Raw genomic sequence first — 25,800 nt, forward strand, 5'->3', positions numbered from 1 at the left:
GCGTCCCGGTGCACGCCGTGCGCCTGCGCGGCCTGACTGCCTCCGAGGAGATCCTCCTGGGCAACGAGGGTGAGCAGCTGGTTATCCGCACAGACTCCTTCGACCGCGTGTCCTTCATGTCCGGCGTGCTCCTGGGTGTGCGCCGCGTGATTGGCCGGACCGGCCTGACGATCGGTCTTGATCAGGTCATGGGCCTGTGAACGCTGCCCCGGACCGTTCCGTGAGGCCTGCCCAGCGCGGCGACGAAGGTGCTATTGCTCGTCTGCAGGTCGGTGCCTGGCGTACCCTCATGGGAGAGGAAGCACTGGCATCCCAGGGCATCACCGAGGAGCTGCTCGCCCGCCGCTGGGAGGCCACCCTGTCCGCCCCCTCTCCCGCGGGCAGCGCGCTCCTCGTCGCGCTGCACGCCAACACCATCGTCGGCTTCGCCCTGGCAGGGCCGGACGAGGCCGTGGACACCTCCTCCGGGCACAGTCCCGCGGGGGAGGGGAGCGAGAGGGCGACCCAGGTGTACGAGCTTGTCGTAGACGCGAACTTCCGGCGCGCCGGACACGCCTCGCGCCTCCTGGCAGCCGTCGCGGACCTGACCAGCGGCGTGCTGCACGTGTGGATCGGCGCGGACGATGAGGAACGTCAACGTTTCTACACCTCGGCGGGCTTTGCCCCCTCGGGGGGCGTGCGTACGCTCGGTGATCGGGCCCAGCACATGTGGTGGGCGCGTCGCGACTAAGGACCCACGACGGGCGGGAGGCATGGCGAGCCTCCCGCATCGTGGACTCTCCTCACGAACCGGTGGAGGCCTCGTCACGTGGCGAGTGCGTAAGATGGGGGCATGACGAATATTCCTCCTCGCCGATTCGGTTCCCTGGCCGCCGCCATGGTCACCCCCATGACCGAGGCCGGCGACATCGACCTGCCCTCTGCCCAGCGCCTCGCGATCAAGCTCGTTGACGAAGGCTGCGACACGATCCTCCTGTCCGGTACGACGGGTGAGTCGCCGACGACACACCAGCCCGAAAAGAACGACCTCACCGACGCGGTTCGCGAAGCCGTCGGAGACCGCGCCTTCATCCTGTGCGGTGCCTGCTCCAACGACACAGCACACGCCGTGCGCATCGGTGAAGGTGCCCAGGAACACGGCGCGGACGGTCTGCTGGTCGTGTCCCCGTACTACAACCGTCCCTCCCAGGAAGGCCTGCGCGCCCACGTGCGCGCCGTCACCGATGCTGTCGACCTGCCCGTCATGCTCTACGACATTCCCGGCCGCACCGGCATCGCCTTCTCCGACTCCACCCTTGACATCCTCGCCCAGCACCCGCGCATCCTCGGGGTCAAGGACGCCACCGGCGACGTCGAGACAGGCGTGGAGCGCATGCACCGCACCGGCCTGGAGTACTACTCGGGCGATGACGGCCTGAACTTCGCGTGGATGACGGGCGGAGCCTCCGGCTTCATCTCCGTCGTGACCCACGTGGCCTCCGCCCACTACCGCCGCATGATCGAGCTGCTCGACACCGACCAGGTGTGGGAGGCCCGCGAACTCTCCTACTCCCTGCGCCCCCTCGTCCACGCCATCATGGGCGGCGGCCAGGGTGCCGTCATGGCCAAGTACGCCCTGTGGCTCCAGGGCGTCATCGACAGCCCCGCCGTGCGCCTACCGATGGTCGGCATCAGCGACGACGAGGTCTCGGCCCTGCGCCGCGCCCTGTGCGCTGCCGACCTACTGTAAAGCGTCTACTTATCCGACGCCCGTGCGGCGGGGGCCAGTCACGGCCTCGTCGATGAGACGGAACACGGTCCCCTCCACGCCCAAGTGTGAGGGGGCCGACCCGCCTCAGGGATCTCCCGATGCGGGGAAAAGCTCTCTGACGTGGCAGACTGGCACCATGAAGTCTTTGTACGAGAATCTCAGCGAACCCGCGCCCCTGGAAGAGGGCGCACTGCGAGTGATCCCGCTGGGAGGTCTTGGCGAGGTCGGCCGTAACATGAACGTCCTCGAGTACCGGGGCAAGCTCCTGGTCGTGGACTGCGGCGTCCTCTTCCCCGAGGAGAGCCAGCCCGGCGTCGACCTCATCCTCCCCGATTTCTCCTGGATCGAGGACCGCATGGACGACGTCGTGGGCATGGTCCTCACCCACGGCCACGAGGACCACATCGGTGCCGTGCCCTATCTGCTTAAACTGCGCGACGATATCCCGATCTACGGCTCCGACCTGACCCTGGCTTTCGTCGCCCCCAAGCTGCGCGAACACCGCCTGCCCGACCCGGGCCTCACCGTCGTCGCCGAGGGCGACCGCCTCAGCGTCGGCCCCTTCGACCTCGAATTCGTCTCCGTCACCCACTCGATCCCCGACGCGCTCGCGGTCTTCGTGCGCACGGGTGCGGGCAACGTCCTGATTACGGGCGACTTCAAGATGGATCAGCTGCCGCTGGACCGTCGCCTGACCGACCTGCGCGCCTTCGCCCGCATGGGTGAGGAAGGCGTCGACCTGTTCATGGTGGACTCCACGAATGCCCTGGTCCCGGGCTTTATCACGCCCGAACGCGAGATTGGCCCGGTCCTCGACCAGGTCTTCGGTGAGGCCTCCGGCCAGATCGTCGTCGCCTCCTTCGCCTCGCACGTGCACCGCGTCCAGCAGGTCATTAGTGCCGCTGCTCACCACGGGCGTCGCGTCGCGTTCGTGGGCCGCTCCATGGAGCGCAATATGCGCATCGCCGAGGAGAAAGGATACCTGACGATCCCCGAGGGCATCGTCGTGGACCTCAAGGGTATCGGTGAACTGCCGCCCTCCCAGCGCGTCTACATGGCGACCGGCTCCCAGGGCGAGCCGATGGCCGCCCTGTCGCGCATGTCGGTAGGGTCGCACCGTACGGTGACGATTGAGCCGGGCGACATGGTCGTGCTGGCGTCCTCGCTGATCCCGGGCAATGAGAACTCCGTGTACCGCGTTATCAACGACCTGACCCGCCTGGGCGCGCGCGTCGTGTCGAAGGAGAACGCGAAGGTGCATGTGTCGGGCCACGCGAGCGCCGGAGAACTCATCTACTGCTACAACATCGTCCAGCCCAAGAACGTCATGCCCATCCACGGCGAGGTCCGCCACCTGGTGGGCAACGGCCAGTTGGCCGTCAAGACAGGCATCGACCCGCAGCATGTGGTCCTGGCTGAGGACGGCGTGACGGTCGACCTCAAGGACGGCGTCGCGCGCGTGTCGGGCATCGTGCCGTGTGAGTACGTGTACGTGGACGGCCGCTCCATCGGCGAAATCTCCGAGGACGAGCTGGAAACCCGCCGTACCCTGGGGGCGGAGGGCTTCATCTCGATCTTCGCTGTGGTCGAGCACGATTCGGGTATGGTCCTCGCGGGTCCCGAGATCCGCGCGATCGGCATGGCTGAGGATGACTCGGTCTTCGAGGAGATACTGCCCGACGTCACTAAGGCCCTCAAGGACGCGGCTGCGCCCGGCGGCCAGGACCCCTACGTCCTGCAGCAGGCGATGCGCCGCGTCATCGGTCGCTGGGTCGCGCGACGTCTGCGTCGTCGTCCTATGATCGTTCCGGTGGTCACCGAGCAGTAGGAGCTCGGCAGTTTTCAGTGACGAGGCCGTGGCTACCCGGGTGGTAGCGCGGCACACAGGGGAAGGAAAGTCCGTGGCGGGTCGCTTCATTTCGACGCACTCGGTTGCTCTGGTCTTGCCAATGCACATCGCCTACATTCCCGAGCGCGGGGGATCGGTGCACGCCGATGCCGCGAGCTCTCGGCCCGGCGGTGGGTTCACGACCCTGTGCGCCGCGGCGGCCATGGGCGTCCCGGCGGCAGCGGCCTCGCCACTGGGCACCGGCCCGAACTCCTTCCAGGTGCGTCAGCAGCTGGTGGAGGCGGGCGTGGAGGTCCTGACCCCCGAGCTGGTCGGCGATATCGGTGTCGTTATCCAGCTGATCGATAAGGGCGGAACGATGTGCTCGGTCGTCACCGCGGGAGTCGAGTCCGAGCCCTCGCGTACCACCCTCGACCGTATTGAGCTGCGCGAGGGGGACGTCGTGCACGTGGCGGCCTCAGACATGACGAACGCGCACGCGGCAGTCGAACTCAGCGAATGGGCTGCGGCCCTGCCTCCCTTCGTTACCCTCGTCGTCTCCGTGTCGCCCGCGGTCGTGCAGGTGCCCGTCGAGGCATGGGAGACGATCCTGCCGCGCGCCGACGTGGTGACGATGAACGACTGGGAGGCCTCGGCCCTGGCTGACATCCTAGACCGCACCCGTTGCGGCTCCACGATCCGTTCCTACATGCGCCCCGACGCTGCCACCGTGCGCCGCGTGGGCAACCGAGGCTGCGAACTCCAGCTCGGCGCGGATGCCCCCATCATCACGATTCCCGCATTCGAGGTGGCCATCGCCGACACCGCGGGCGTGGGGGACACCCACATCGCAGAGATGTGCGCTGGCATCCTCCTGGGCCACGACCTGGAGACCGCATGCCTCATGGCGAACGCTGGCGGGGCACTCGCCGTCTCTCACGAGTCTGCCCTGCCCGTGCCCACGCGCGAGCAGGTTGACAACGTGCTCGAAACCGGTGTTGTTACGAATATCCTGCGCTGAGCGCTCGCGGCGCGCCTCCTGAGCGGGGCCAGCGCGGGCGATATCGTGGAGCAATCATGGCACAATCGTCTCCACGCTCTTCCTCTGGTAAAGGTCCTGCGCGCCCGCGCGCCAAGACGGGTAAGTCTCGTCCGGCCGCCAAGCCCGAGCCTATGCCGCCACAGCAGCCCACCCAGCCCGGTTTGCTGGCCCGCTTGTTCGCGGCCATTGCTCGTGCTGGAGCCAGCATGGTACGTGGCTGGAAAGCGACGGACCCCCAGGTCAAGCGCGACGCCGCGGCCTTTATCGCTCTTGCCGCCGCGATCGTCATTGCTCTGCGCGAATGGTTCCAGATTTCCGGTGAGGCTGGGGACGCCATCCACTACGCCTCGGCGGGACTCGTCGGAATCTTCTCCGTCGTTCTCCCCCTGCTCCTCGTGGCGCTCGCCTGCGAGCTTGTCTCCGCGCGCTCGGGCCGCTCCGCGCTGCCCCACCGCGTGGCTGGCGGTGTCGGTATTGCGATGGCCCTCACCGGACTCGTGCACATCTCGCGTGGTAACCCCAGCATGGGTTCCGAGCCGGGCATCGACACAGCCGGTGGCGTTATCGGCTGGTTCATTGCGCGCCCCCTCATACTCCTCGTTTCCTCCTGGGGAGCCGGTGCCCTCCTCGTCCTGCTGCTGGCCTACTCCATCCTCCTGGCTACCCGCACCGCTGTTGCCGACGTTCCGGCGCGCCTGCGCGACCTCGCTGCCCACCTGAGCGGAACAAACGAGAAGGACTCCGACGGTGTGCCCGGCGATAGGGACACCGCAAAGAAGGCGCGCCGCAAGTCCCGCAAGAACCTCGCGGCCGGAGACGATGATTTCCTCGACGAATACGACGGCGACGAGTCCTTCCGTCAAGCCGCTGAAAAGGAATCCGTTGAACGGACCCAGCTCCTGGAGTCCGGCGCTGTCCCCGTGGCCAAGTCCTTCGTGCCGACCAAGCCCAGGCCTCGTCCCTCCACGCCGGACGCACCCACCGAGATGATCACCAAGATGCGTCCCGTCGTGGCACCCCACCAGGTCCCCGCTCACGAGCCTGAGCCCGAACCGACACCCCCGCCGATCACCGACGAACCCGATGGTGCCTTCCAGCCCAACCTGGACGACTCGATCAGCTACACGCTGCCCTCACAGGACCTGCTCGTCTCAGGGCCGCCCCACATGACGCGCTCCGCCGTTAACGACCAGGTCGTCGCCGCGCTCGCCCAGGTCTTCGAGGACTTTAACGTCGACGCACGCGTCACCGGTTTCTCGCGCGGCCCGACAGTCACCCGCTACGAGGTCGTCCTCGGAGCCGGCGTCAAGGTCGATAAGCTCACCAACCTGTCGAAAAACATTGCCTACGCGGTGGCCTCCGCCGACGTTCGCATCCTCGCGCCGATCCCCGGCAAGAGCGCCATCGGCATCGAGATCCCCAACGCCGACCGCGAAAACGTGGCCCTCGGCGACGTCCTGCGTTCCGCTGCCGCTCGCCGCAACCAGCACCCGCTCGTCGTCGGCGTCGGCAAGGACGTCGAGGGCGGCTACGTCGTCACCAACCTGGCCAAGACGCCGCACATGCTGGTCGCCGGCCAGACCGGCTCCGGTAAGTCCTCCTTCGTCAACTCCATGATCACCTCGATCATGATGCGCGCGACGCCGCAGCAAGTGCGCATGATCCTGGTCGACCCCAAGCGCGTGGAACTCACGATCTACGAGGGCATCCCGCACCTCATCTCGCCCATCATCACCGACGCCAAGAAGGCCGCCGAGGCGCTCGAATGGGTCGTCAAGGAGATGGACGCGCGCTACGACGACCTGTCGGACTACGGCTTCAAGCACATCGACGACTTCAACAAGGCGGTGGCCGCCGGACAGGTGCAGGCCAAACCCGGCCTCAACCGCACCCTGCACCCCTACCCGTATCTGCTCGTGGTCGTCGACGAGCTCGCCGACCTCATGATGGTCGCGCCGCGCGACGTCGAAGCATCGATTCAACGTATCACGCAGCTCGCGCGCGCCGCCGGCATCCACCTGGTCCTGGCCACTCAGCGCCCCTCGGTCGACGTCGTCACCGGCCTCATCAAGGCCAACATTCCCTCGCGCCTCGCGTTCGCAACCTCGTCGCTGACCGACTCGCGCACCATCCTCGACCAGCCCGGTGCCGAAAAGCTCATCGGCCAGGGCGACGCCCTCTACCTGCCCGCCGGTGCCTCCAAGCCCATGCGTGTTCAGGGTGCCTGGGTCGGCGAATCCGAGATCCATCAGGTCGTCGCCCACGTCAAGAGCCAGATGGAAACGCACTACCGCGACGACGTCGTGCCCGACAAGAAGGAAGCGAAAGTCGCTGAAGATATCGGAGCCGACCTCGAAGACCTGCTCCAGGCCGCCGAGCTTGTCATCTCCACCCAGCTTGGCTCCACCTCCATGCTCCAGCGCAAGCTGCGCGTCGGCTTCGCCCGCGCCGGACGCCTCATGGACCTCCTCGAATCCCGCGACATCGTCGGACCCTCCGAAGGATCCAAGGCCCGCCAGGTCCTCGTCACCCCCGAGCAGCTCCCCGAGGTGCTCGCGATGCTGCGCGGCGAATCCACCTCCATCAGCGAACCCGAACCCGAGCCCGCGGCGGTTTCCGCCGCGCCCGCATCCCCCGCGCCCGCTTCCAGCGCACCCTCGGGGACGCCCAGCCCCGCCACCGGTGCTGCGAGCGTCCGCGCTGCGGGGAAGGGGACCTCGTCGATTGACAGTACGAAGGCCTCCTCTGGTTACGAATCGGGCACGGGACACGCTGGCGATTCGCGCGCGGGCGGGTTAGACCCGTACTCTGGACATAACTTTGGCGGTTCCTCACCTGATTGGGTTGATGAGGAGCCGGACAACGACGAGGACGCTTGGCAGCTCACCGGCCGCTAAGAGAGAGGTACCAGCAATGACTGATAACGTGTCGCGCGTTCAACGGGGCTCCGCAGTCCCCGTCGTGAACCTGCCGAACGTGCTGACCATGGCGCGCCTGGTCTTCGTCCCCGTCTTCATCATTTTGGCCCTACAGGACTCCTGGCTCGCGAAGTGGGTGGCCTTCGTCATCTTCGCGCTTGCCTCGATCACGGATCATCTCGACGGGCATCTGGCTCGTTCATGGAACCAGATCACCGACTTCGGGCGCATCGTCGATCCCATCGCTGACAAGGCTTTGACCCTGGGAGGTTTCGTTCTCCTGTCCTGGCAGGGGTTCTTGCCCTGGTTCGTGACGATCCTGATCGCTGTGCGCGAGCTCGGCATCACCGCGATGCGCGCCTTTTTCCTGCGCCGTGGCGTCGTTGTCTCGGCGAATTGGATGGGTAAGCTGAAGACCTTCTTCCAGATCATTGCGCTGGGGACGCTGCTCATCCCATGGGAGCACTTCTATGCGATCGACAGGGCTAACCAGTGGTGGGTTATTCTCGTGATTCGCCTCGGTCTCGCCCTGTCCGGTATCGCACTGGCGCTGACCCTCATTTCTGGTGTCGCCTACGTGGTCGAGGGCGTCACACTGATGCGCACTCCTGCCATCGTCGACTCTCATGAGGCAGACGGCGGGCACGCGGCTTCCGCGGACTCGTCTCCTGCTGGGCAGCCCATTCAGAGTTGAGTCTGGGTGACGCAACCCATACGCGAATTGAATGCCCGGTGGAATAGGCCGGTTTGGGTGCGCGTTGACAGAACATGACAATAACCCGAGGCGTGCGCGCGCCCGGTTACACCGGTCCGATGCGCGAACTAACGATGCGCCCGACGATCAAGAACGGCTACAGTAACGATATGGAAAAGACACTGAGCGAAACTCCGCTGCTGCGCAGCGAACTGGGCGATGTCCTGCGTGGCATCCGCCAGCGCCAGGGTCGAACCCTGCGCGAAGTCTCCTCCGAAGCACAGGTGTCCCTGGGCTATCTCTCCGAAGTTGAGCGCGGGCAGAAGGAGGCGTCCTCCGAACTGCTCGAGGCCATTACCTCCGCTCTGCGCGTTCCGCTGTGGTTCGTGCTGCGCGAGGTCTCCGAACGCATGGCGATCATCGACGGTGCTGTCATTCCCGACGCGGTGCCCGACGATCTCGTACCCGTCACGCTGATCTCCTGACGCGTGAAGCACTCCGAGTTTTACGAAGCGGTCGAGGCGACCTTCGGGTCGGCCCTCGGCCGCTCGTACGTTTCTGACCTCTACCTCGCCTCGCTGGGGGCCACAGCCCGCGACGCTCTGTCTGCCGGGGCGAGTCCTGACGAGGTCTGGGCGCAGCTGTGCGAAGAAACCGGGCGTGAGGATGCGCGCTGGATTCATCGCCTCGACCCGCGCGAACGGAGCCGCTGACTCCTTTATCGTTTTCCATGCGCGAACGCGCATTGCTGCGCGTTTGTGTTCTCGCATGCCCTGCCTGGTGTCTCGGCGTGTCGCCGCAGTATCGAACATCTGTTCCATCTAAGCTGATGGGCGACGAATCGTCCTCGCGTGTCGTCCACAGGGGTGGCGCGTGCGGGACGCAGATGACGATGGCCGGTCGCATACTCGTCATGGCGCCTCGGAGAGGGGCGTCATTGAGGCCAGGACACTCGCAGGCCGGAGAGGCCGCAGAACGAAAGGACCATCATGGCAGCCCGTAAGGCACCCGCGGCAAAGACCGTCACGAACGACCGCAATAAGGCGCTCGAAGTCGCCCTGTCGCAGATTGATAAGCAATTCGGCAAGGGATCCGTGATGCGCTTGGGTGACGACAATCGTCCTCCCGTTCAGGTGATCCCCACCGGCTCTCTTGCTCTCGATGTCGCGCTCGGCATCGGTGGCCTACCCCGCGGGCGTGTCATTGAGGTCTACGGTCCCGAATCCTCCGGTAAAACTACGGTTGCTCTGCACGCCGTTGCGAACGCCCAGAAGGCCGGCGGCAACGCGGCCTTCATCGACGCTGAGCACGCGCTCGACCCCGTCTACGCTCGCGCCCTGGGCGTGGACACCGATTCCCTGCTGGTCTCTCAGCCCGACACGGGCGAGCAGGCCCTCGAAATTGCCGACATGCTGATCCGCTCGGGCGGCATCGACATTATCGTCATCGACTCGGTCGCGGCCCTGGTGCCCAAGGCAGAAATTGAGGGCGAGATGGGCGACTCCCACGTGGGCCTGCAGGCCCGCCTCATGAGCCAGGCCCTGCGTAAGATCACGGGTGCCCTCTCGGCGACCGGCACGACCGCGATCTTCATCAACCAGCTGCGTGAAAAGATCGGCGTGTTTTTCGGTTCCCCGGAGACCACGACCGGCGGTAAGGCCCTGAAGTTCTACGCCTCGGTGCGCATCGACGTGCGTCGCATCGAAACTCTCAAGGAAGCGGGTTCGCCTGTCGGAAACCGTACGCGCGCCAAGGTGGTCAAGAACAAGATGGCTCCGCCTTTCAAGCAGGCTGAATTCGACATCGTCTACGGCAAGGGCATTTCGCGCGAAGGCTCGATCATTGACATGGGTGTCGAAGCCGGCATCGTGCGCAAGTCCGGCTCCTGGTTCACCTACGGGGATGACCAACTGGGTCAGGGCAAGGAGAATGTGCGCCAGTTCCTGGTGGATAACCCCGAGCTGGCTAACGAGATCGAGCAGAAGATCCTGATCGCGCTCGGCATTGCCGAGGAACCGGAGCCGGAGAAGGAGAAGGGGTCCAAGAAAGCACCTGCGGTTGACCCGGACGAGGATGCGGGCTTCTGAGTCGTGGTCCGCTATCTGGATCCGGAGGAGCATCCGGAGCTGGGGGAGGAGCGACGCCACCGCTCCTCCCCGGGGCAGCGGCTGGCCCGCGTCCGCGAACGTAACGCCGCCCTGACGGGTTCAGCCGCCATCGAGGCAGCGCGTGAGGTCGCACTGCGGAAGCTAGATGCGCGCGCCTGTTCGCGCGCGGAACTGACCAGTGCCATTGAGGGGCGCGGTTTTAGTGCCGATCTGGCCCTCCAGGTCGTTGATCGGCTTGAAGCTGTGGGCCTGGTCGATGACCAGGCCTATGCCGATGCTCTGGTGCGCTCGCGCTTTTCAGGCACCGGGGCATCGGGCCGCGCTTTGCGTGAGGTGCTCGTGCGTAAGGGGCTGGAACCGGGCATCATCGAGCGAGCACTGTCCCAGATCAGCCGTGATGACGAGGCCGAGAGGGCCGCCCAGCTCGTGGCGCGCAAGCGCCGATCACTGGCGGGTGTTCCTCGGCAGAGCGCGTACCGGCGCTTGTGCTCGATGCTGGCGCGCAAAGGCTATTCCCCATCCGTGGCCTCCAATGCGGTGCGCGATGCCCTGGATGAATGGCATGCTGGTAGCTCGGACGATGACGAAGGCTGGGGCTGGGAGGTGTCCTGAGAATGGATGACGCACAGGTGACGGACCTGATCGGGCAGATGACGCGCCGTGGGCTGACGGTTGCGACCGCAGAGTCGCTGACCGGAGGGGGCCTCGTTGCCCGCATGGTTGATGTGCCCGGCGCATCCCACGTCGTGCGCGGAGGGGCGTGTACTTACGCGGTGGATACGAAGGCCTCGGTCTTGGGGGTCTCTCGCGCGCGCCTCGATCAAACCGGTCCGGTGGACGAGCAGGTGGCCAGGCAGATGGCTGAGGGGGCTCGCGTGTTGTTCGGTGCTGCCATCGGCCTGTCGACGACGGGTGTAGCCGGTCCCGGCCCCGCCGATGGTTTCCCTGCCGGCACCGTTCACGTTGCGTGCGCGCACGAGGGCGGGACGGAGCACAGGTTGGTGCACCTGGAGGGGGATCGAGCCCGCGTGCGTACCGGAGCCATCGACGCGGCTTTGGCGCTGTTGCGTGACGTGCTCGACTCCTCTGGTGGCCGCGAGCACGACTAGACTGTTGTGCGATGAATACGACGACACCGCAGGTAAATGCCCTGCCTCGCACCTATGCGGTGCGAACGCTCGGCTGCCAGATGAACGAACACGATTCCGAGCGTATGGCGGGTCTGCTGGAGCAGGCCGGCCTCGTCCCTGTTGACACCGTCCCCGAGGCCGCCGCTCGCGCGACCGACGCGGGCGACATGGGTGCAGACGTTATCGTCATCAACACCTGCTCGGTGCGTGAAAACGCCGCGACCCGCCTGTTCGGCAACCTCGGGCAGTTGGCCGCCGTCAAGCGCGAGCGCCCGGGCATGCAGATTGCGGTTGGCGGATGCCTGGCCCAGCAGATGCGCGACGGCATCGTCTCCAAGGCTCCGTGGGTGGACGCTGTCTTTGGCACCCACAACATCGATGTGCTCCCGGCGCTGCTGCGCCGCGCCGAACATAATCGCAAGGCCGCCGTCGAAATCGAGGAATCACTCAAGGTCTTCCCCTCGACGCTGCCTACTCACCGCGAGAGCGCGTTCGCGGCGTGGGTGTCGATCTCGGTGGGGTGCAACAACACGTGCACGTTCTGCATCGTGCCTCACCTGCGCGGCAAGGAACGCGATCGTCGCCCTGGCGACATCCTGGCTGAGGTCGAGGCTGTCGCCTCGCAGGGGGCCATTGAGGTGACGCTGCTGGGGCAGAACGTGAACTCCTACGGCGTGGGCTTTGGTGAGCGCGGTGCGTTTGCTGACCTGCTGCGGGCCGTCGGTCGCGTGGAGGGCATCGAGCGCGTGCGTTTCACCTCGCCTCACCCTGCCGCCTTCACGGACGACGTCATCGCGGCGATGGCGCAGACGCCTACGGTGATGCCGAGTCTGCACATGCCGCTCCAGTCGGGTTCTGACGCCGTGCTGCGCCAGATGCGTCGCTCCTACCGCCGCGAGCGTTTCATGGGCATTCTGGACCGTGTGCGCGCCGCGATTCCTGAGGCCGCCATCACGACCGATATCATCGTGGGCTTCCCCGGTGAGACGGAAGAGGACTTCCAGGCGACCCTGGACGTCGTGGAACAGGCGCGTTTCACGTCGGCCTTTACCTTCCTGTACTCGCGTCGCCCGGGTACGCCCGCTGCCGACCGCGAGGACCAGGTTCCCGATGACGTTGCTCTCGAGCGCTACCAGCGTCTCGTGAGGCTTCAGGAGCGTATCTGCGCTGAAGACAACGCAGCGTTGGCGGGTACCGAGGTCGAAATCCTCGTGTCCGAGGGGGACGGCCGTAAGGATGGTACGACCCATCGTATGTCGGGTCGTGCTCGTGATAATCGCCTCGTGCACGTCGCACTGCCCGAGGGCCTCGCTGAGGCCGACCGTCCCCGTCCTGGCGACATGATTCGTGCGACGGTGACCTATGGCGCTCCGCACCACCTGATTGCTGATTCTGGTGCTCAGGGTGGCCTCTTCGAGGTGCGCCGTACGCGCGCCGGTGACGTGTGGCAGGCCCGTCAGGCGTCGCCGGAACCCGACACTGCTGTATCGCTTGGTATTCCGACGCTACGCGTGGGTGCCTCGCGCTGACTCTCGTGTTGTGATCGGTCACCGCCCAGATGGCGCGTCATCTGGGCTGACCTGCATCGATGGGAGAGAAGGTGCGGGGAGCGCCTTCGTCGTCGTGGTGCGCTGCACATTTGCCCACGATTTTGGGGAGAAAATCGGGAAAATGTCCCATCTGAAACTCACATGAGACGAGCGTCGCAGCGTTACCTTTGAGTCGTGGCGGTCGTCACGATGTTGAGGCGGCCGACATACGGGAGCACTCTCGGTAGTGCGGGTCGATTCGAGCCCCCCTATGCGACCCGTGGCCCCCGCCGCGCAGGCGGTTCACGCTGCGCCGTCGCATGTAGTCGGCGCACACTCACCGAGAGTGCCCCGTTCCTCCGGCAAGGAGGAACGGGGCACTGTTGTGTGGATGCTCGAAGAGGGTGTGTCCGCCTACTGCGCCGAGGCCTCGGACCCCTCGAAGTAGGAGGGCAGCTCCTCGGCGGCCTGCAGGCCGATGATGAGGCCGCGGCGCGCCATCGCGTGAATCTGGCGATCTGACAGGCCTTCGCCCACGAAGAATCGGGAGGCTGCCACCAGGACCCAGCTCTCGCCATCCTCGACGGGGAAGACGGTGGGCTGGAGGTGCCCGACGTTCCAGCGGTTCGCGATCTCCTGCAGGGAGACCTCCGTGTGGCCCTCGCCCGGGGGCACGATCCGCGTTTCGACCTGTAGCCAGGGGGCGTCGGCGGGTTCACGGTGAATCTGGAGGGGCACGTCGTTGAGCTGGGTGGCGACGATGAACTCGTTGGAGCCGTGCGGCAGTCCGTCGCCGTCGAGGACCTTGGAGATACGCTCGATGGTGACCTTGGAAACCTCGGTGCCCCACTTGGCGGCGTACTCATCGGGTTCCATCGCAGACTTGGTGGGCGCAGCGGCATCGGGGGCGCTCTGCTCGGGGGCGAGGGTCGCCTCCCCGTCCTCGCCGAAGGTGAAGCTCTTCCACTCAGGCATTGTCGGCCTCCTTAGCCCACTGGTCGGTAAACATGATGTCGAGCTGGTTCATCATGGAGATGGCAGCCATGATGAACTGGTGGACCTCCGCCTTGACCTGGGCGTCGGACGCGCCGACAACCCAGTTGAAGGTGTGCTGCATCTGGATGGCGATAGCGCCGGAATCTGTGGTGGTGGAGGTGACCTTGGGCAGGTAGGTGGAGGCGTTGAGTCGGCGGACCGCGGAGGCAATCACATCGGCGTGGGCGGGGTCGAAGAAACGCGGGTAGTCGGCGACGCCTTGCGCGGGGCGGCCCTCGGGTGCCGCGATGCGCACGGTGCGGTTAGGCAGAATCGCCGCGACCTGTCCCGTGGAGGACACGAAGGGGATGAGTCCCACGGCCTCGACGGCTTCAATGATCCGGTCGAGGGTGACCGGGGGAGTATCTGTTGTGCTCATGGTGCTAAGCCTAGCCGTACTTGGGTGGTATCGGGGGGAGGCACCCGTACACTGGTGGGCATGGAATCTACTGTGACGTGTGCGTCGAACCTCGTCTGCGCGGTGGTGGGGCCCACGGCCTCGGGCAAGTCGGACCTGGCCCTGGAGTTGGCCTGTCGCCTGCCCGGAGCACTGGGTGCGCCCGGGGCGGGCGAAATTGTTTCCGCTGACGCGCTGCAGCTCTACCGGGGTATGGACGTGGGCACAGCGAAGACGCCGGTCGAGGAACGTCGAGGGATTGCCCACCACCAGATCGACGTGCTGGAGGTGCGCGACGAGGCCTCGGTGGCCGCCTATCAGAAGCATGCGCGCGCGGACGTGGCCGGTATTCACGCGCGCGGAGGCGTCGCGGTGGTCGCGGGCGGTTCGGGCCTGTATCAGCGCGCCCTCTTGGATGTCATCGAGTTCCCGGGGACGGACCCGCTCCTGCGTACCCGCCTGGAGGAGGAAGCTGCTGGTCCGTTGGGGTCGCGCGGCATGCACGAGCGTCTGAAGGCTCTAGACCCCGTGTCGGCCGAGCGCATCGACCCGCACAATGCGCGCAGGATCGTGCGTGCCCTGGAGGTCATCGAGCTGACGGGGCGTCCCTATTCGGCGTCCATGCCCCGCCATGAATTCGTGACCCCCGCCCTCATGGTGGCGCTGCGCCGACCGATGGAGGAGCTTGACGAGCGCATCGCGCTGCGCACGCGCGCCATGATGGACGGCGGACTCATCGAGGAAGTACGCGCGCTCATCGATGTCGGCCTGCGCGAAGCGAAGACCGCGTCCCGAGCGACGGGCTACGCGCAGGCGCTCGCGGTCATCGATGGAACCATGAGCGAGGACGAGGCCGTGGAATCCATCGCGCAGGCGACCCGTCAGTTGGCCCGTCGCCAGGTCAAGTGGCTGCGCCCGGACCCGCGCGTACATTGGCTGGACGTGGAGGAGTTCGCCTCGGACGAGGCCGTGGCCGCCCACGTGGTCGAGCTCGCCGAGCGTGAGGCGGAGGCGTCGCTGCGACGCTCGTAACGCGGTTCGTGGCTGCGGGGCCAGGGCGTGGGCGCTACCGTGGAGGCATGATGAACTCGCAGCTGCCCTCCCACGCCCGTGTCGTGAAGGCTCACGGTGCCGGTAATTCTTTCGTCGTCGCCACGGACCGCTACGACGACTATGACCCCAGCGAGGCCGAGGTCGCGACTCTGTGTTCCCCCGCGTTCGGGATTGGCGCGGACGGCTTCATCCGGGCCGTTGAGAGGGATGGAATGTGGTTCATGGACTACCGCAACGCGGACGGGTCGAAGGCAGAAATGTGCGGTAACGGCGTGCGCGTCTTCGTCGATCACCTGCGCCGCGAGGGCCTCGTGGACCTGCCCGTGGGTGCCCCGTTGGACGTGGCGACGCGCGGCGGTATCAAGCGTGTGACTCCTGAGGCTGAGGATGAGGGCGCGGGCGTGCGCTACCGCGTCGACATGGGTCCTGCCGCCTCACCTGCGCGCGAGACCATTGAGGTGAGTATCCCCGGTATTGAGGGGACCCTGGGCGGCATCTGGGTGGATATGCCCAACCCGCACACGGTCGTTGAACTCGCGGACCAGGACACCCTGCGCAACGTGTTCCTGCCGACTGTTGACGTCTCCCTGATTCCGCCCGCCGCGCGTCCCTCGTATGATCCCGCGCCGCACTCCGGCACGAACCTGGAGCTGGTTGTGGACCTGAGCGTGCCGGGACAAGCCACCGGACACATCGCGATGCGCGTCCTCGAACGCGGCGTGGGGGAGACCCAGGCGTGCGGTACCGGATGCTGCGCGGCTGCCCTGGCCACCGCTCTGCGACGCGGCCCCGGTGCCCCCACCCGGTGGGTCGTCGACATCCCCGGCGGCACGGTGAGCGTGGGCCTCGACGGCGTCATCGATTGGACGGGGGAGAACCCCCGCATCACTGACGCCTCCGTGTTTCTGACGGGTCCGGCCACGCGCGTCGCCGACATCCGACTGTCCTAACCCGGGCGGGAGAACACACTCCCCGGGGCGAGGCCACGGCCTCGTCACGGGGAATGAACCCCTCAGGCGGGCCGAACCTCGATGATGCGGTAGCCCTTCTTCGACGCGAACTTCGAGGCCTCAAAGCCCTGGCCGTTCAGCCACGTGATGAGAGAATCCGCGCCCAGGTTGCGCTGGACGACCAGGTAGGCGATGCCGCTAGGGGCAAGCCTGCCCAGCCACGACGCCAACATCTCGTGCATCGCCTCCTTGCCGATGCGCACGGGCGGGTTCGACCAGATGACATCAAAGCGCGTGTCGGACTCGACCGAGGCGGCCAGCGCCTCGTCGGCCTTGAGTACGCGCACGCCCTGCGCGCCATGTGCCTGGGCGTTACGAGCCGTCAGATCCAGAGCACGCGAGTTAACGTCGACCGCCCACACCACGGCTCCCGGTGCCTCCAACGACATAACCGTCGCGATCGGACCCCAGCCGCAGCCCAGATCCAGGAAGGTCCCCTCCTCGGGCAGATCGGGCGCAACCGACAGCAGCTGACGGGTCCCCAGATCCAGCTTAGAACCCGAAAAAACGCGCGAGGACACGCGCATCGACAGATCAAAGCCGCGCGCGCTCACATCGATGACGTGAGTCTCGTCGGCGCTCGCGGGGGCAGAGTCGGTGAAGTACTGTTCGTCCACGGAAGAAAGCCTATCGCGCCCGCGCGCGCAGGCGCAGATGAGGGTCCGCCGTGCGACACTGGAAGCCCCCCACGTGAAGGACGGACATGGACACGACCCCCACCGAATCGACCGCTTCTGCGCAGGAACGCGACCAGCGCGTCAACGACGTCGTCGCGCGCATCCTCGCGCGCTCGGGCACGGCGCTCGCCTCCACCGAAGGTCAGGACAACTCGGGGGACGCCGGAGCGCTCGAGCGCGAGGCCCGCGCAGGCACGCGCCGCGTCGACACGGGTGCCTCCGACCGCGAGGACATTTCCGAGGTCGAATACCGCCAGGTGCGACTCGAAAAGGTCGTCCTCGTGGGACTGCGCACCACCCAGAGCGAAGAAGAGGCCGAAAACTCGCTGCGCGAGCTGGCCGCGCTCGCGGAAACCGCCGGTTCGCGTGTCCTGGACGGCATCATCCAGCGCCGCATGAAGCCCGACCCGGCGACCTACCTGGGGTCGGGCAAGGCACGCGAGCTAGCTGACATCGTGCGCAGCGTCGAGGCCGATACCGTCATCGTTGACGAGGAGCTGGCTCCCTCCCAGCGCCGCGGGTTGGAGGATGTCGTCGACGCTAAGGTCGTTGATCGCACCGCCCTCATCCTCGATATTTTTGCTCAGCACGCCAAGTCTCGTGAGGGTAAGGCGCAGGTGGAGCTGGCCCAGCTTGAGTACCTGCTGCCGCGTCTGCGCGGCTGGGGCGAGTCCATGTCCCGTCAGGCCGGTGGCCGCGTTGCGGGCGGCGCGGGTATCGGATCGAGGGGTCCCGGTGAGACGAAGATTGAGCTGGATCGCCGCCGTATCCGCACGCGTATGGCGAAGCTGCGCGCGGATATCGCGCGCATGGAACCCGCCCGACGCACGCAGCGGGGTTCGCGTCGTCGCGGGGCAGTACCATCGGTGGCCATCGCCGGGTACACGAACGCTGGCAAGTCGACGCTGCTGAACCGTCTGACGGACGCGGGAGTCCTCGTCCAGGACGCGCTCTTCGCGACCCTCGACCCGACCGTGCGTCGGGCTCGCGCCGCCGACGGGCGCGAGTACACGCTCACCGACACGGTCGGCTTCGTGCGCAACCTGCCCACCCAGCTGGTCGAGGCCTTCCGCTCGACCCTGGAGGAGGTCGGCCAGGCGGATGTGATCCTGCACGTCGTGGACGCCGCGCACCCCGACCCTGTCTCCCAGGTGCAGGCCGTGCGCGCGGTCATCGACACGATTGAGGGGGCCTCGGACATCCCCGAGTTGATCGCCCTGAATAAGGCGGACCTGGCCTCGCCCGAGCAGATTGCCCTGCTGCGCACGGTGTTCCCCGGCGCGGTGCCGCTCAGCGCCCACACGGGCTGGGGCGTGGACGCGCTGCGCGCCGCTTTGGAGGACATGCTGCCGAGGCCCCGTGTAGCCATCGATGTGATCCTGCCGTATTCGGCGGGTTCGCTCGTCCACCGCGTCCACGAGGAGGGCGAGGTCGACCGCGAGGAGTACGTGGAGACCGGAACCCGGATCGTGGCCCGCGTCGACGAGGCCCTGGCTGCGCTCATCGCCCGTGAGGCGGTGGGTGGAACCGTGGGCGACCCGGCGGGGAGCGGGCAGTGAGCGAGGGCTTGGTCGAGGCCTCGTGCCGTGTCCTCGACACGGTTGTCGCCGGCATGGGCGGAACCGCGCGCGAGGGACAGGCCTCGATGGTCGCTGAAGGTGCCGCCGCGCTCGAGGACCGCGAGCACCTGCTGGTCCAGGCGGGCACGGGAACGGGCAAGTCGCTGGGCTACCTCGTGCCCCTGTTGACGCACTGCGCGACCAATGGAGTGCGCGGGGTCGTTTCGACGGCGACGCTGGCCCTCCAGCGTCAGATCCTGGTCAAGGACGCGCCGGTCGCCGTCGACGCGGTCGCCTCGGCGACGGGTGTGCGCCTGAAGGTTGCGGTGCTCAAGGGATGGTCGAACTACGCGTGCCTGCACAAGCTGGACGGCGGGTATCCCACCGAGGGAACCCTGTTCGATGATCGAGACATGAGCGTCGGCCCGACGGGTGAACTCGGCAAGGAGATCCTACGTATCCGCGAGTGGGTCGGTGACACCACGACGGGGGACCGCGACGACCTGGTGCCCGGCGTCTCGGATCGTGCCTGGCATCACGCGTCGGTCGCCAAGCCCGAGTGCCTGGGTAAACACTGCCCACTCATCGACGAATGCTTCGCCCAGGCAGCCCGATTGGAAGCATCTGAAGCCGACGTTGTCGTCACGAATCACTCCCTTTTTGGCATCAACGCATGCGGCGAGGGCGAGTTCTTCGGCGAGTACGACGCCGTCGTCGTCGACGAGGCCCACGAGCTGGCCGACCGCGTGCGCTCCCAGGCCGCGGCCGACCTGACGGTGGCACGCGTGAGCCGCGTGGCCCGCTCCCTGCGCTCGAACCTGTCCATCGACTCCACCGACCTGGACGAGGCCGGAGCCGGGCTGGGCGCTGCGATGGCACCTCTGCAGGAGGGCTTGCTGGAGTACAGGCCGGGGGCGCTGGTCGACGCGATGCTCATCCTGGACGACGCCGCGCGCCGCGCCAGCCACGAGGTGTCCGAGACGCAGGGAGAACCCGCCGCCAAGCTCCTGGCACGCGCAGCCGTCGACGAGCTGATCGGCGCGCTCGACGCATGGGGGCGCGACCCCGACCAGTCGATCACCTACATCACGAAGGACGAGTCCGACAACGCCCGGCTGACGGTGGGACCCCTCGACGTGTCCGCAGCAATCGGCGGCGTCGGCATCGGCGAGCGGGGCGCGATCCTCACCTCGGCGACGCTGGCCCTCGGTGGCAACTTCGACGTCATGGCTGCCGCCACCGGCATGGCGGTTTCCGGCGTACCCTGGCACGGCATTGACGTAGGTTCTCCCTTCGACCACGCCCGTCAGGGCATCCAATACGTGGCAACCCACCTGCCCCCACCTGGGCGCGACGGTCCTTCCGAGCAACTGCTCGACGAACTCGTTGACCTCGCCCAGGCCTCGGGCGGGGGGATGCTGGCTCTCTTCGCCTCGCGGCGTGGGGCGAACGCCGGAGCTCAGGCGCTGCGCGAACGAACCGATCTGACGGTCTACTTGCAGGGCGAAGAAACCCTCGCCCAGCTGATCCAGCATTTCCGCGACGAACGTGACTCGTGCCTGGTGGGGACCATGTCCCTGTGGCAGGGCGTCGATGTTGCCGGGGACGCGTGCCGCCTCGTCGTTATCGACAAGATTCCCTTCCCGCGCCCCGACGATCCGGTCTCGCGCGCCCGATCAATGGACGTGGAGCGCCGCGGCGGCAACGGTTTCATGTCCGTGTCCCTCACCCACGCCGCCCTCATGATGGCACAGGGCACAGGGCGTCTCCTGCGCTCGACGACCGACCGTGGCGTCGTCGCGATCCTTGACCCTCGGGTGGTGACAAAACGCTACGGATCCTTCATCATGCGCTCGCTTCCGCAGATGTGGCCGACCACGGACCCGCGTGTCGTTCGCGGCGCGCTTCGGCGTCTGAGCAAAGCAGAGGGCCAGTAGGTGGCAAGTGGTTTTCAACACGTGAAAAGTCGTGTAAATTAACCATTAGGCGTCCCGTGACCTGTCGCAAGGGAAACGCCTGCTCACACTAGGAGAGACACGTGGAAAACAAAGCGCAGACCCTGTACCCCTCAAAGTCCTCTGGACGTCCTTCGAAGATTGCCATCATCGGTGCCGGTGCCGTTGGTACGGCCGTCGCTTACGCGTGTGCGATGCGCGGCGACGCTCGTTCGATCGTCCTTCAGGACATTAATAAGCCTAAGGTCGAGGCCGAGGCCCTCGACATGGCCCACGGCATTCAGTTCACCCCCGCCGGATCCATTGAGGGTTCCGATGACGTCGAAATCGTTCGCGGTTCCGACCTCATCATCGTGACGGCCGGTGCGAAGCAGCAGCCCGGTCAGTCTCGCCTAGAGCTGGCTGGCTCGACTGTCAACCTCATGAAGAAGATCGTTCCGAACCTGCAGAACGTGGCACCCGATGCCCGTTTCATGTTCGTCACCAACCCGGTGGATGTCGTCACCTACGTGGCCCTGAAGCTGACCGGCCTGCCCCGCAACCAGGTCTTCGGTTCGGGCACGGTGCTCGACACCTCGCGTCTGCGCTACCTGGTTTCGCGCGAGACCGGCGTCGCCACGCAGAACATCCACGCGTACGTTGCCGGCGAGCACGGTGACTCCGAGGTTGCCCTGTGGTCCAGCGCCGAGATCGGCAACGTTCCGCTCTCCCAGTGGGGTCCGACCCTGTCCGGCGGCGTCTTCGACTCCGCTCTTCGCAACTCCATCGCTCAGGAAGTCGTCCAGAGCGCCTACAAGATCATCGAGGGCAAGGGCGCGACCAACTACGCGATCGGCCTGTCCGCCGCGAACATCGCCGGCGCGGTCCTGCGCGACGAGCAGCGCGTCCTGACCATCTCGACGCTGCTTGAGGATTGGGAAGGCATTTCGGACGTCGTCATGGCGGCCCCGACCATCGTGGGCCGCGACGGTGCCGGACGTGTCCTGAACCCGCCGCTGACCCTCAACGAGCGTGACGGCCTGACCGCCTCGGCGGAGCGTCTGCGCCAGGTGGCCCGCGACCTGGGCTTCTGATCCTGTCATAACGACGTCAATGGTGCCGACCCCGCGGGGTCGGCACCATTGCTATAAGCGGGGAATCAGAGGGATCGGATAACGGTGACGACCTTGCCGAGGATGGTGGCCTCGTCGCCGGGGATGGGGGAGTAGTCCTTGTTGTGGGGCAACAGCCACACGTGTCCATCCGTGATCGACAGCTCTTTCACGGTGGCCTCGCCGTCGATCATGGCTGCCACGAACTCACCATTGCTGGCGTCGTTTTGGGCGCGGATGACGACGTAGTCTCCGTCGAAGATGCCCGCGTCGATCATGGATTGGCCGGAAACCTCGAGCATGAAGAGGTCGCCGTGACCCGTCATGGAGGTGGGCAGGCGGAAAACCTCTTCGATGTGCTGCTCGGCGGTGATGGGAGAACCCGCGGCAATGCGGCCGACGAGCGGGATGGCGCTGCCCTCCTCCTCCACGTGGGACATCGGAATTTCGATGGGCACGATGGGGGACGAGGCCGGACCAGGCAGGGTGACGCCGAGCGCGCGTCGCGCCTTGTCTGTCAGGTCGAGGGCGCGCGGCAGCCCGGGTTCGCGCGCGAGGTAGCCCGAGGATTCGAGAGCATCAAGGTGGTGTTTGACAGTCGAGGGTGAAGCCAGCCCGACAGCGGATGCGATCTCTCGCACAGAGGGAGGGAAGCCGCTGGAGGTCAGCTTGTCGTTGATAACGCGCAGGATCGCGCGGTGTCGCTCACTGATCGCTCGCTCGCTCATGGTCCCTCCTTCGTGGGTGTGGACGCAGATGTGCATGGGTGGCCGTCCACTGGATACGTCAATTTTAAGCCGACAACGCGCAATATGAAACATATGTTCGAGTGGGTCTCGACATTTGCGGCGGTGCATGCTATCGTACAGGTGTTCGACGAACATATGTTCGATATCGTTGTTTGGAGGTTGTCATGAGTGTCTCGTACTCTCCCACGCCTGCCGTCTTCTTCCCCGCGCGTCGCTCGCCGATACGCCCGGCGCAGGATGCGCCCCTGGCGACGGTTCGTGACATTGCGTCGGCCCCGTCCGTCCGACGGCGCATCGAGGCGCAGCGGGCGGACGATCCCGCTTTCCTGCGACCTCCTGCGCCTCCTCGTCGGCCTGAGAAGCCTTCGCGCCGGGGCATGGTTGCAGGCACTTTCGCTACCCTCGCGCTCTCCGTGGGTGCGGGCATCCTGGGGCTGGCCCTCCAGCCCGATACCTATGACGGTCCGACCGTCATTAAGGCTGCCGTCAGTGGGGACTCCGTTTGGTCGATGGCGCAAAACGTTCGCAGTGAGCGTCCGCTCGAAGAGATTGTCGCGGATATCGAACGCCTTAATGACATCAGTGGTGCCATCCATCCCGGGCAGCGCGTCGTCGTGCCGGTTCGATAGGGGTGAGCCTGGGACTCCTGGGACAGGGGAGGGGGTGAGCGTGTACCGTTGAGGGGTGCACTGCCCTTTCTGTCATAACCCTGACTCGCGCGTCGTCGATACGCGCATCGCCGATGACGGTGCCTCGATCCGGCGCCGTCGCGAGTGCACGCACTGCAAGAAGCGTTTCACAACTCTGGAGACATCGTCGTTCCAGGTGGTGAAGCGTTCCGGTGTGGTCGAATCCTTCTCGCGCAACAAGGTCGTGTCCGGCGTGAAAAAGGCATGCCAGGGCAGGCCCGTCTCCGACGATCAGCTCGCGATCCTCGCCCAGCAGGTGGAGGAGCAGCTGCGCTCCACCGGTGTCTCCAACGTCTCCACGAACGAGGTTGGCAAGGCTATCTTGCCGTTCTTGCGCGACCTCGATGTCATCGCCTACCTGCGCTTCGCCTCCGTGTACCGGGCCTTCGACACCCTCGAGGACTTCGAGGAGGCCATTCAGGCGCTGCGTGAACGCTCGCAGGCGGGCGAGAGTGCATCTCCTGAGCAGACGCCGGTGGCCTCGAAGAAGGCGCGTAAGCCTCGTACTAGCCGCAAGCGTACTGCGGGGCAGGCGCTGCTCGGAGACGAGTAGCGCCCGCACCCCACGCCCTGCTGGTGACTCATCACTGCTGCGATGAACGAAGCCTACTTCTCGTCCTGATTGGCGCGGCCGCTCGTTGTCGTGGTCAGGCGGCGCATGGCTTCGCTCGACGCTTCGGCCACCGATTCGCGTGCCCCGGCCACGGCCTCGGACATGGATTCGCGGGCAACGGCGACCTTTTCGGACATCGTGTCGCGCGCTCCGGCTACGGCCTCGGACATGGATTCGCGGACGACGGCGACCTTTTCGGACATCGTGTCGCGCGCTCCGGCCACGGCTTCAGACATGGCCTCGCGTGCCCCGGCAACGGCCTCGGTCGCGGCTACCTGCGCGCCCATGATCTGCTCGCGTACCTTTTTGCGCATGACCTTGCCCAGCTGCGAGCGCGGCAGCTCGCTCATGACGACGATCTGGCGGGGCAACGCGTAGTGGGCGAGAGACTTTTCAGCCCACTTGCGCAGCTCAGCGAGCGTTACCGAGGCGCCGGCCTCGAGAACGATGGCGGCGACAACGTCTTCACCTCTCTCTCCAGCGGGCACGCCGACGGCGGCGACGTCGGCCACGCCCGGCATGGAGCGCACGGCGTCCTCCACCTGGGAGGGGTAGACGTTGAAACCGGAGGAATTGATCATCTCCTTGCGGCGGTCCGCCATGTAGATGAAACCGTCGCGCACCTGGACCAGGTCGCCGGTGCGCAGCCAGCCGTCGGAGGTGAAGACTTCGGCGGTTTCGTCGTCCTGGTTCCAGTAGCCGGAAAAGACCTGAGGACCCGATGCGATGAGTTCGCCGACGTCGCCGTCGGCAACGTCGCGGGTGGGATTCTCGGGATCGACGATACGCACGCGCGTGGAGGGGAAAGGCAGGCCGAGCGCCCCGCGTGCGCGCGAGGAAGCCAAGGGCGAGCCGAGGAGGACCGGAGAGGCCTCGGTCATGCCATAGCCCTCGATCATGAGACCGCCGGTCGCTTCCTCCCATTTCTGGGCTAGCGGTGCCGACAGAGGCATCGCGCCGGACAGGGAGAAATGGATGGAAGATAGGTCGGCGTCCGTGCCTTCGGCTGCTGCCAGAAGGCGTTCGTACATGGGGGGAACGCCCAGGAAGAACGTGCAGGGGAGGCGGCGCTGGGCGGCGAGCACGAGCGTCGTGTCGAACTTCGGGAACATGGCGATGGTTGCGCCCAGGCGCAGGCCAGCCAGGAAGCTCGCCGTGAAACCGAAGGCGTGGAAGAGGGGGAGGATGCAGTAGAAGACCTCGGCACCCTCGTGGAGGACGGATACCCACGCAATGCACTGTTCCACGTTGTCTTGTAGATTCGCGTGCGTGAGCGCGGCCGCCTTCGGTATGCCCGTCGTGCCGCCGGTGTGGATGAGGAGGGCGATGTCCTCCACGGAGGAGGCGCAGGGGTCCTCCCACGGCCTCGCGGCGCGCATTGCGCGCGTCCACGAGCGTGCCCACGCCGGGCGCGGGCTGCCGAGTTGATCGCGCTTCTCGCGCGCCGCCTTCAACGGCAGCTTGAGTGCCAGGCGTGAGGCAGCGGGTAGTGCGCTGGCCAGGTCCACGGAGAAGGTGGTGTGGCCTCGTCCGAGGAAGGTGAGCTTCTCCAGGGTCTTGGACCAGGCGATGGTGACGCGGGCACCGTGGCGCTTGTATTCGTTCTGGAGTTCGCCCGAGGGAGCTAGGGGGTTGTGTTCGACGACGATGGCCCCCAGTAGCATCGTGCCGAGGACGGCGACCGCATGCTGAGGACAATTCGGCATGACGAGGGCGACACGGTCGCCGGGGCGCACGCCCGCCTGATGCAGCGCGCCCGCGCATCGACGCATGTCCTGGGCCAGCTCGGAGTAGCTGAGCTGACGGGCGAAAAAGTCGATGGCTGCGCGAGTGGGGTAGCGGGAGGCGACCTCCAGGACCATGTTCGGGATCGGTTGATCCGGAGTTGCGATTTCGTAGGCGACCCCGGGCGCGTAGAACGCTCGCAGCCGTGACGTCAGATCCATCTCTGCTCCTTCGGTGATGCTGCCCCT

At 66.3% G+C, this 25,800-nt stretch carries 25 protein-coding genes; 20 read left to right on the forward strand and 5 right to left on the reverse strand.

What is annotated here, in order from left to right; translation table 11 throughout:
- From HMPREF1136_RS07210 to miaB, 13 genes are all read left to right on the forward strand, one after another.
- A partial coding sequence (locus tag HMPREF1136_RS07210; protein WP_034505335.1) for a dihydrodipicolinate reductase C-terminal domain-containing protein occupies positions 1–200 on the forward strand: 200 nt, incomplete at its 5' end.
- Positions 197–730 (forward strand): GNAT family N-acetyltransferase, encoded by a 534-nt coding sequence (locus HMPREF1136_RS07215; RefSeq protein WP_009648708.1) that lies wholly within the window; start codon positions 197–199, stop codon positions 728–730. The genes HMPREF1136_RS07210 and HMPREF1136_RS07215, both read left to right, overlap by 4 nt.
- Before the next feature lie 102 nt (positions 731–832).
- Positions 833–1,729, forward strand: a complete 897-nt coding sequence (gene dapA / locus HMPREF1136_RS07220) for a 4-hydroxy-tetrahydrodipicolinate synthase (protein WP_009648722.1) — start codon at positions 833–835, stop codon at positions 1,727–1,729.
- A 157-nt stretch (positions 1,730–1,886) separates the two neighbouring features.
- Entirely contained in the window at positions 1,887–3,578 is a 1,692-nt protein-coding gene (locus tag HMPREF1136_RS07225; RefSeq protein WP_034505338.1) for a ribonuclease J, read from the forward strand.
- A gap of 121 nt (positions 3,579–3,699) precedes the next feature.
- Positions 3,700–4,599: a PfkB family carbohydrate kinase gene (locus HMPREF1136_RS07230; protein ID WP_034505358.1), complete on the forward strand. Its 900-nt coding sequence runs from the start codon at positions 3,700–3,702 to the stop codon at positions 4,597–4,599.
- A 56-nt stretch (positions 4,600–4,655) separates the two neighbouring features.
- The gene (locus HMPREF1136_RS07235; RefSeq protein WP_034505340.1) at positions 4,656–7,517 is read left to right on the forward strand and encodes a DNA translocase FtsK; all 2,862 of its coding nucleotides are present in this window, start codon (positions 4,656–4,658) and stop codon (positions 7,515–7,517) included.
- Positions 7,518–7,533: 16 nt separating this feature from the next.
- On the forward strand, positions 7,534–8,232 hold the full coding sequence (pgsA, locus tag HMPREF1136_RS07240) for a CDP-diacylglycerol--glycerol-3-phosphate 3-phosphatidyltransferase (protein WP_009648728.1): 699 nt from the start codon (positions 7,534–7,536) through the stop codon (positions 8,230–8,232).
- 170 nt (positions 8,233–8,402) lie between these two features.
- Entirely contained in the window at positions 8,403–8,717 is a 315-nt protein-coding gene (locus HMPREF1136_RS07245; RefSeq protein WP_034505361.1) for a helix-turn-helix domain-containing protein, read from the forward strand.
- A 3-nt stretch (positions 8,718–8,720) separates the two neighbouring features.
- Positions 8,721–8,945: a DUF3046 domain-containing protein gene (locus HMPREF1136_RS07250; RefSeq protein WP_009648726.1), complete on the forward strand. Its 225-nt coding sequence runs from the start codon at positions 8,721–8,723 to the stop codon at positions 8,943–8,945.
- A gap of 276 nt (positions 8,946–9,221) precedes the next feature.
- Entirely contained in the window at positions 9,222–10,319 is a 1,098-nt protein-coding gene (gene recA / locus HMPREF1136_RS07255) for a recombinase RecA (RefSeq protein WP_009648705.1), read from the forward strand.
- A 3-nt stretch (positions 10,320–10,322) separates the two neighbouring features.
- Entirely contained in the window at positions 10,323–10,952 is a 630-nt protein-coding gene (locus HMPREF1136_RS07260; protein ID WP_009648692.1) for a regulatory protein RecX, read from the forward strand.
- 2 nt (positions 10,953–10,954) lie between these two features.
- A complete protein-coding gene (locus HMPREF1136_RS07265) occupies positions 10,955–11,449 on the forward strand; it encodes a CinA family protein (protein ID WP_009648690.1) in 495 nt (164 codons plus the stop codon).
- A gap of 11 nt (positions 11,450–11,460) precedes the next feature.
- Positions 11,461–12,999 carry a tRNA (N6-isopentenyl adenosine(37)-C2)-methylthiotransferase MiaB gene (gene miaB / locus HMPREF1136_RS07270; RefSeq protein WP_009648710.1) on the forward strand — a complete coding sequence of 513 codons (1,539 nt, stop codon included), beginning with the start codon at positions 11,461–11,463 and terminating at the stop codon, positions 12,997–12,999.
- 414 nt (positions 13,000–13,413) lie between these two features.
- Here the strand turns inward: miaB and HMPREF1136_RS07275 are convergent, their stop codons facing one another.
- Both HMPREF1136_RS07275 and HMPREF1136_RS07280 read right to left on the reverse strand, forming a co-directional pair.
- Positions 13,414–13,974: a histidine kinase gene (locus HMPREF1136_RS07275; RefSeq protein ID WP_009648718.1), complete on the reverse strand. Its 561-nt coding sequence runs from the start codon at positions 13,972–13,974 to the stop codon at positions 13,414–13,416.
- Positions 13,967–14,413: a histidine kinase gene (locus tag HMPREF1136_RS07280; protein WP_009648703.1), complete on the reverse strand. Its 447-nt coding sequence runs from the start codon at positions 14,411–14,413 to the stop codon at positions 13,967–13,969. The genes HMPREF1136_RS07275 and HMPREF1136_RS07280 overlap by 8 nt, the downstream gene beginning before the upstream one ends.
- 60 nt (positions 14,414–14,473) lie before the next feature.
- Here HMPREF1136_RS07280 and miaA point away from each other — a divergent pair, with 60 nt between their 5' ends.
- Positions 14,474–15,463, forward strand: a complete 990-nt coding sequence (gene miaA / locus HMPREF1136_RS07285) for a tRNA (adenosine(37)-N6)-dimethylallyltransferase MiaA (RefSeq protein WP_034505344.1) — start codon at positions 14,474–14,476, stop codon at positions 15,461–15,463.
- Between the two features lie 47 nt (positions 15,464–15,510).
- The gene (gene dapF / locus HMPREF1136_RS07290; RefSeq protein ID WP_034505346.1) at positions 15,511–16,434 is read left to right on the forward strand and encodes a diaminopimelate epimerase; all 924 of its coding nucleotides are present in this window, start codon (positions 15,511–15,513) and stop codon (positions 16,432–16,434) included.
- Positions 16,435–16,496: 62 nt separating this feature from the next.
- Here dapF and HMPREF1136_RS07295 read toward each other — a convergent pair whose 3' ends face one another.
- Entirely contained in the window at positions 16,497–17,111 is a 615-nt protein-coding gene (locus tag HMPREF1136_RS07295) for a class I SAM-dependent methyltransferase (protein ID WP_009648720.1), read from the reverse strand.
- 86 nt (positions 17,112–17,197) lie between these two features.
- On the opposite strand from HMPREF1136_RS07295, the gene hflX reads away from it, so the two are divergent.
- The 3 genes from hflX to HMPREF1136_RS07310 all read left to right on the forward strand — a co-directional run bounded on the left by hflX (position 17,198) and on the right by HMPREF1136_RS07310 (position 21,758).
- Complete coding sequence (gene hflX / locus HMPREF1136_RS07300) at positions 17,198–18,730, forward strand: GTPase HflX (RefSeq protein ID WP_009648729.1); 1,533 nt, start codon at positions 17,198–17,200, stop codon at positions 18,728–18,730.
- Positions 18,727–20,667, forward strand: a complete 1,941-nt coding sequence (locus HMPREF1136_RS07305; protein WP_009648716.1) for an ATP-dependent DNA helicase — start codon at positions 18,727–18,729, stop codon at positions 20,665–20,667. Before hflX ends, HMPREF1136_RS07305 begins: the two co-directional genes overlap by 4 nt.
- A 101-nt stretch (positions 20,668–20,768) precedes the next feature.
- Positions 20,769–21,758, forward strand: coding sequence for an L-lactate dehydrogenase (locus HMPREF1136_RS07310; RefSeq protein WP_009648713.1), 990 nt, complete (start codon positions 20,769–20,771; stop codon positions 21,756–21,758).
- A gap of 65 nt (positions 21,759–21,823) precedes the next feature.
- Here the strand turns inward: HMPREF1136_RS07310 and lexA are convergent, their stop codons facing one another.
- Complete coding sequence (gene lexA / locus HMPREF1136_RS07315; RefSeq protein WP_009648719.1) at positions 21,824–22,504, reverse strand: transcriptional repressor LexA; 681 nt, start codon at positions 22,502–22,504, stop codon at positions 21,824–21,826.
- Between the two features lie 185 nt (positions 22,505–22,689).
- Here lexA and HMPREF1136_RS07325 point away from each other — a divergent pair, with 185 nt between their 5' ends.
- Both HMPREF1136_RS07325 and nrdR read left to right on the forward strand, forming a co-directional pair.
- Complete coding sequence (locus HMPREF1136_RS07325; protein WP_009648721.1) at positions 22,690–23,154, forward strand: LysM peptidoglycan-binding domain-containing protein; 465 nt, start codon at positions 22,690–22,692, stop codon at positions 23,152–23,154.
- 55 nt (positions 23,155–23,209) lie between these two features.
- Positions 23,210–23,767: a transcriptional regulator NrdR gene (gene nrdR, locus HMPREF1136_RS07330; protein WP_009648689.1), complete on the forward strand. Its 558-nt coding sequence runs from the start codon at positions 23,210–23,212 to the stop codon at positions 23,765–23,767.
- A 53-nt stretch (positions 23,768–23,820) separates the two neighbouring features.
- Here the strand turns inward: nrdR and HMPREF1136_RS07335 are convergent, their stop codons facing one another.
- Positions 23,821–25,773 (reverse strand): AMP-binding protein, encoded by a 1,953-nt coding sequence (locus HMPREF1136_RS07335; protein ID WP_009648725.1) that lies wholly within the window; start codon positions 25,771–25,773, stop codon positions 23,821–23,823.
- Between the last annotated feature and the right edge of the window lie 27 nt (positions 25,774–25,800).

Source organism: Actinomyces sp. ICM47 (genome assembly GCF_000278725.1).
GTDB lineage: Bacteria > Actinomycetota > Actinomycetes > Actinomycetales > Actinomycetaceae > Pauljensenia.

Excerpts from the sequence above, each read along its gene's own strand:
- dapA (WP_009648722.1), top strand. The coding sequence starts at position 833 with ATGACGAATATTCCTCCTCGCCGATTCGGTTCCCTGGCCGCCGCCATG.
- HMPREF1136_RS07225 (WP_034505338.1), top strand. The coding sequence starts at position 1,887 with ATGAAGTCTTTGTACGAGAATCTCAGCGAACCCGCGCCCCTGGAAGAG.
- HMPREF1136_RS07230 (WP_034505358.1), top strand. The coding sequence starts at position 3,700 with ATGCACATCGCCTACATTCCCGAGCGCGGGGGATCGGTGCACGCCGAT.
- HMPREF1136_RS07235 (WP_034505340.1), top strand. The coding sequence starts at position 4,656 with ATGGCACAATCGTCTCCACGCTCTTCCTCTGGTAAAGGTCCTGCGCGC.
- pgsA (WP_009648728.1), top strand. The coding sequence starts at position 7,534 with ATGACTGATAACGTGTCGCGCGTTCAACGGGGCTCCGCAGTCCCCGTC.
- HMPREF1136_RS07245 (WP_034505361.1), top strand. The coding sequence starts at position 8,403 with ATGGAAAAGACACTGAGCGAAACTCCGCTGCTGCGCAGCGAACTGGGC.
- recA (WP_009648705.1), top strand. The coding sequence starts at position 9,222 with ATGGCAGCCCGTAAGGCACCCGCGGCAAAGACCGTCACGAACGACCGC.
- HMPREF1136_RS07265 (WP_009648690.1), top strand. The coding sequence starts at position 10,955 with ATGGATGACGCACAGGTGACGGACCTGATCGGGCAGATGACGCGCCGT.
- miaB (WP_009648710.1), top strand. The coding sequence starts at position 11,461 with ATGAATACGACGACACCGCAGGTAAATGCCCTGCCTCGCACCTATGCG.
- HMPREF1136_RS07275 (WP_009648718.1), bottom strand. The coding sequence starts at position 13,974 with ATGCCTGAGTGGAAGAGCTTCACCTTCGGCGAGGACGGGGAGGCGACC.
- HMPREF1136_RS07280 (WP_009648703.1), bottom strand. The coding sequence starts at position 14,413 with ATGAGCACAACAGATACTCCCCCGGTCACCCTCGACCGGATCATTGAA.
- miaA (WP_034505344.1), top strand. The coding sequence starts at position 14,474 with ATGGAATCTACTGTGACGTGTGCGTCGAACCTCGTCTGCGCGGTGGTG.
- dapF (WP_034505346.1), top strand. The coding sequence starts at position 15,511 with ATGATGAACTCGCAGCTGCCCTCCCACGCCCGTGTCGTGAAGGCTCAC.
- hflX (WP_009648729.1), top strand. The coding sequence starts at position 17,198 with ATGGACACGACCCCCACCGAATCGACCGCTTCTGCGCAGGAACGCGAC.
- lexA (WP_009648719.1), bottom strand. The coding sequence starts at position 22,504 with ATGAGCGAGCGAGCGATCAGTGAGCGACACCGCGCGATCCTGCGCGTT.
- HMPREF1136_RS07325 (WP_009648721.1), top strand. The coding sequence starts at position 22,690 with ATGAGTGTCTCGTACTCTCCCACGCCTGCCGTCTTCTTCCCCGCGCGT.
- HMPREF1136_RS07335 (WP_009648725.1), bottom strand. The coding sequence starts at position 25,773 with ATGGATCTGACGTCACGGCTGCGAGCGTTCTACGCGCCCGGGGTCGCC.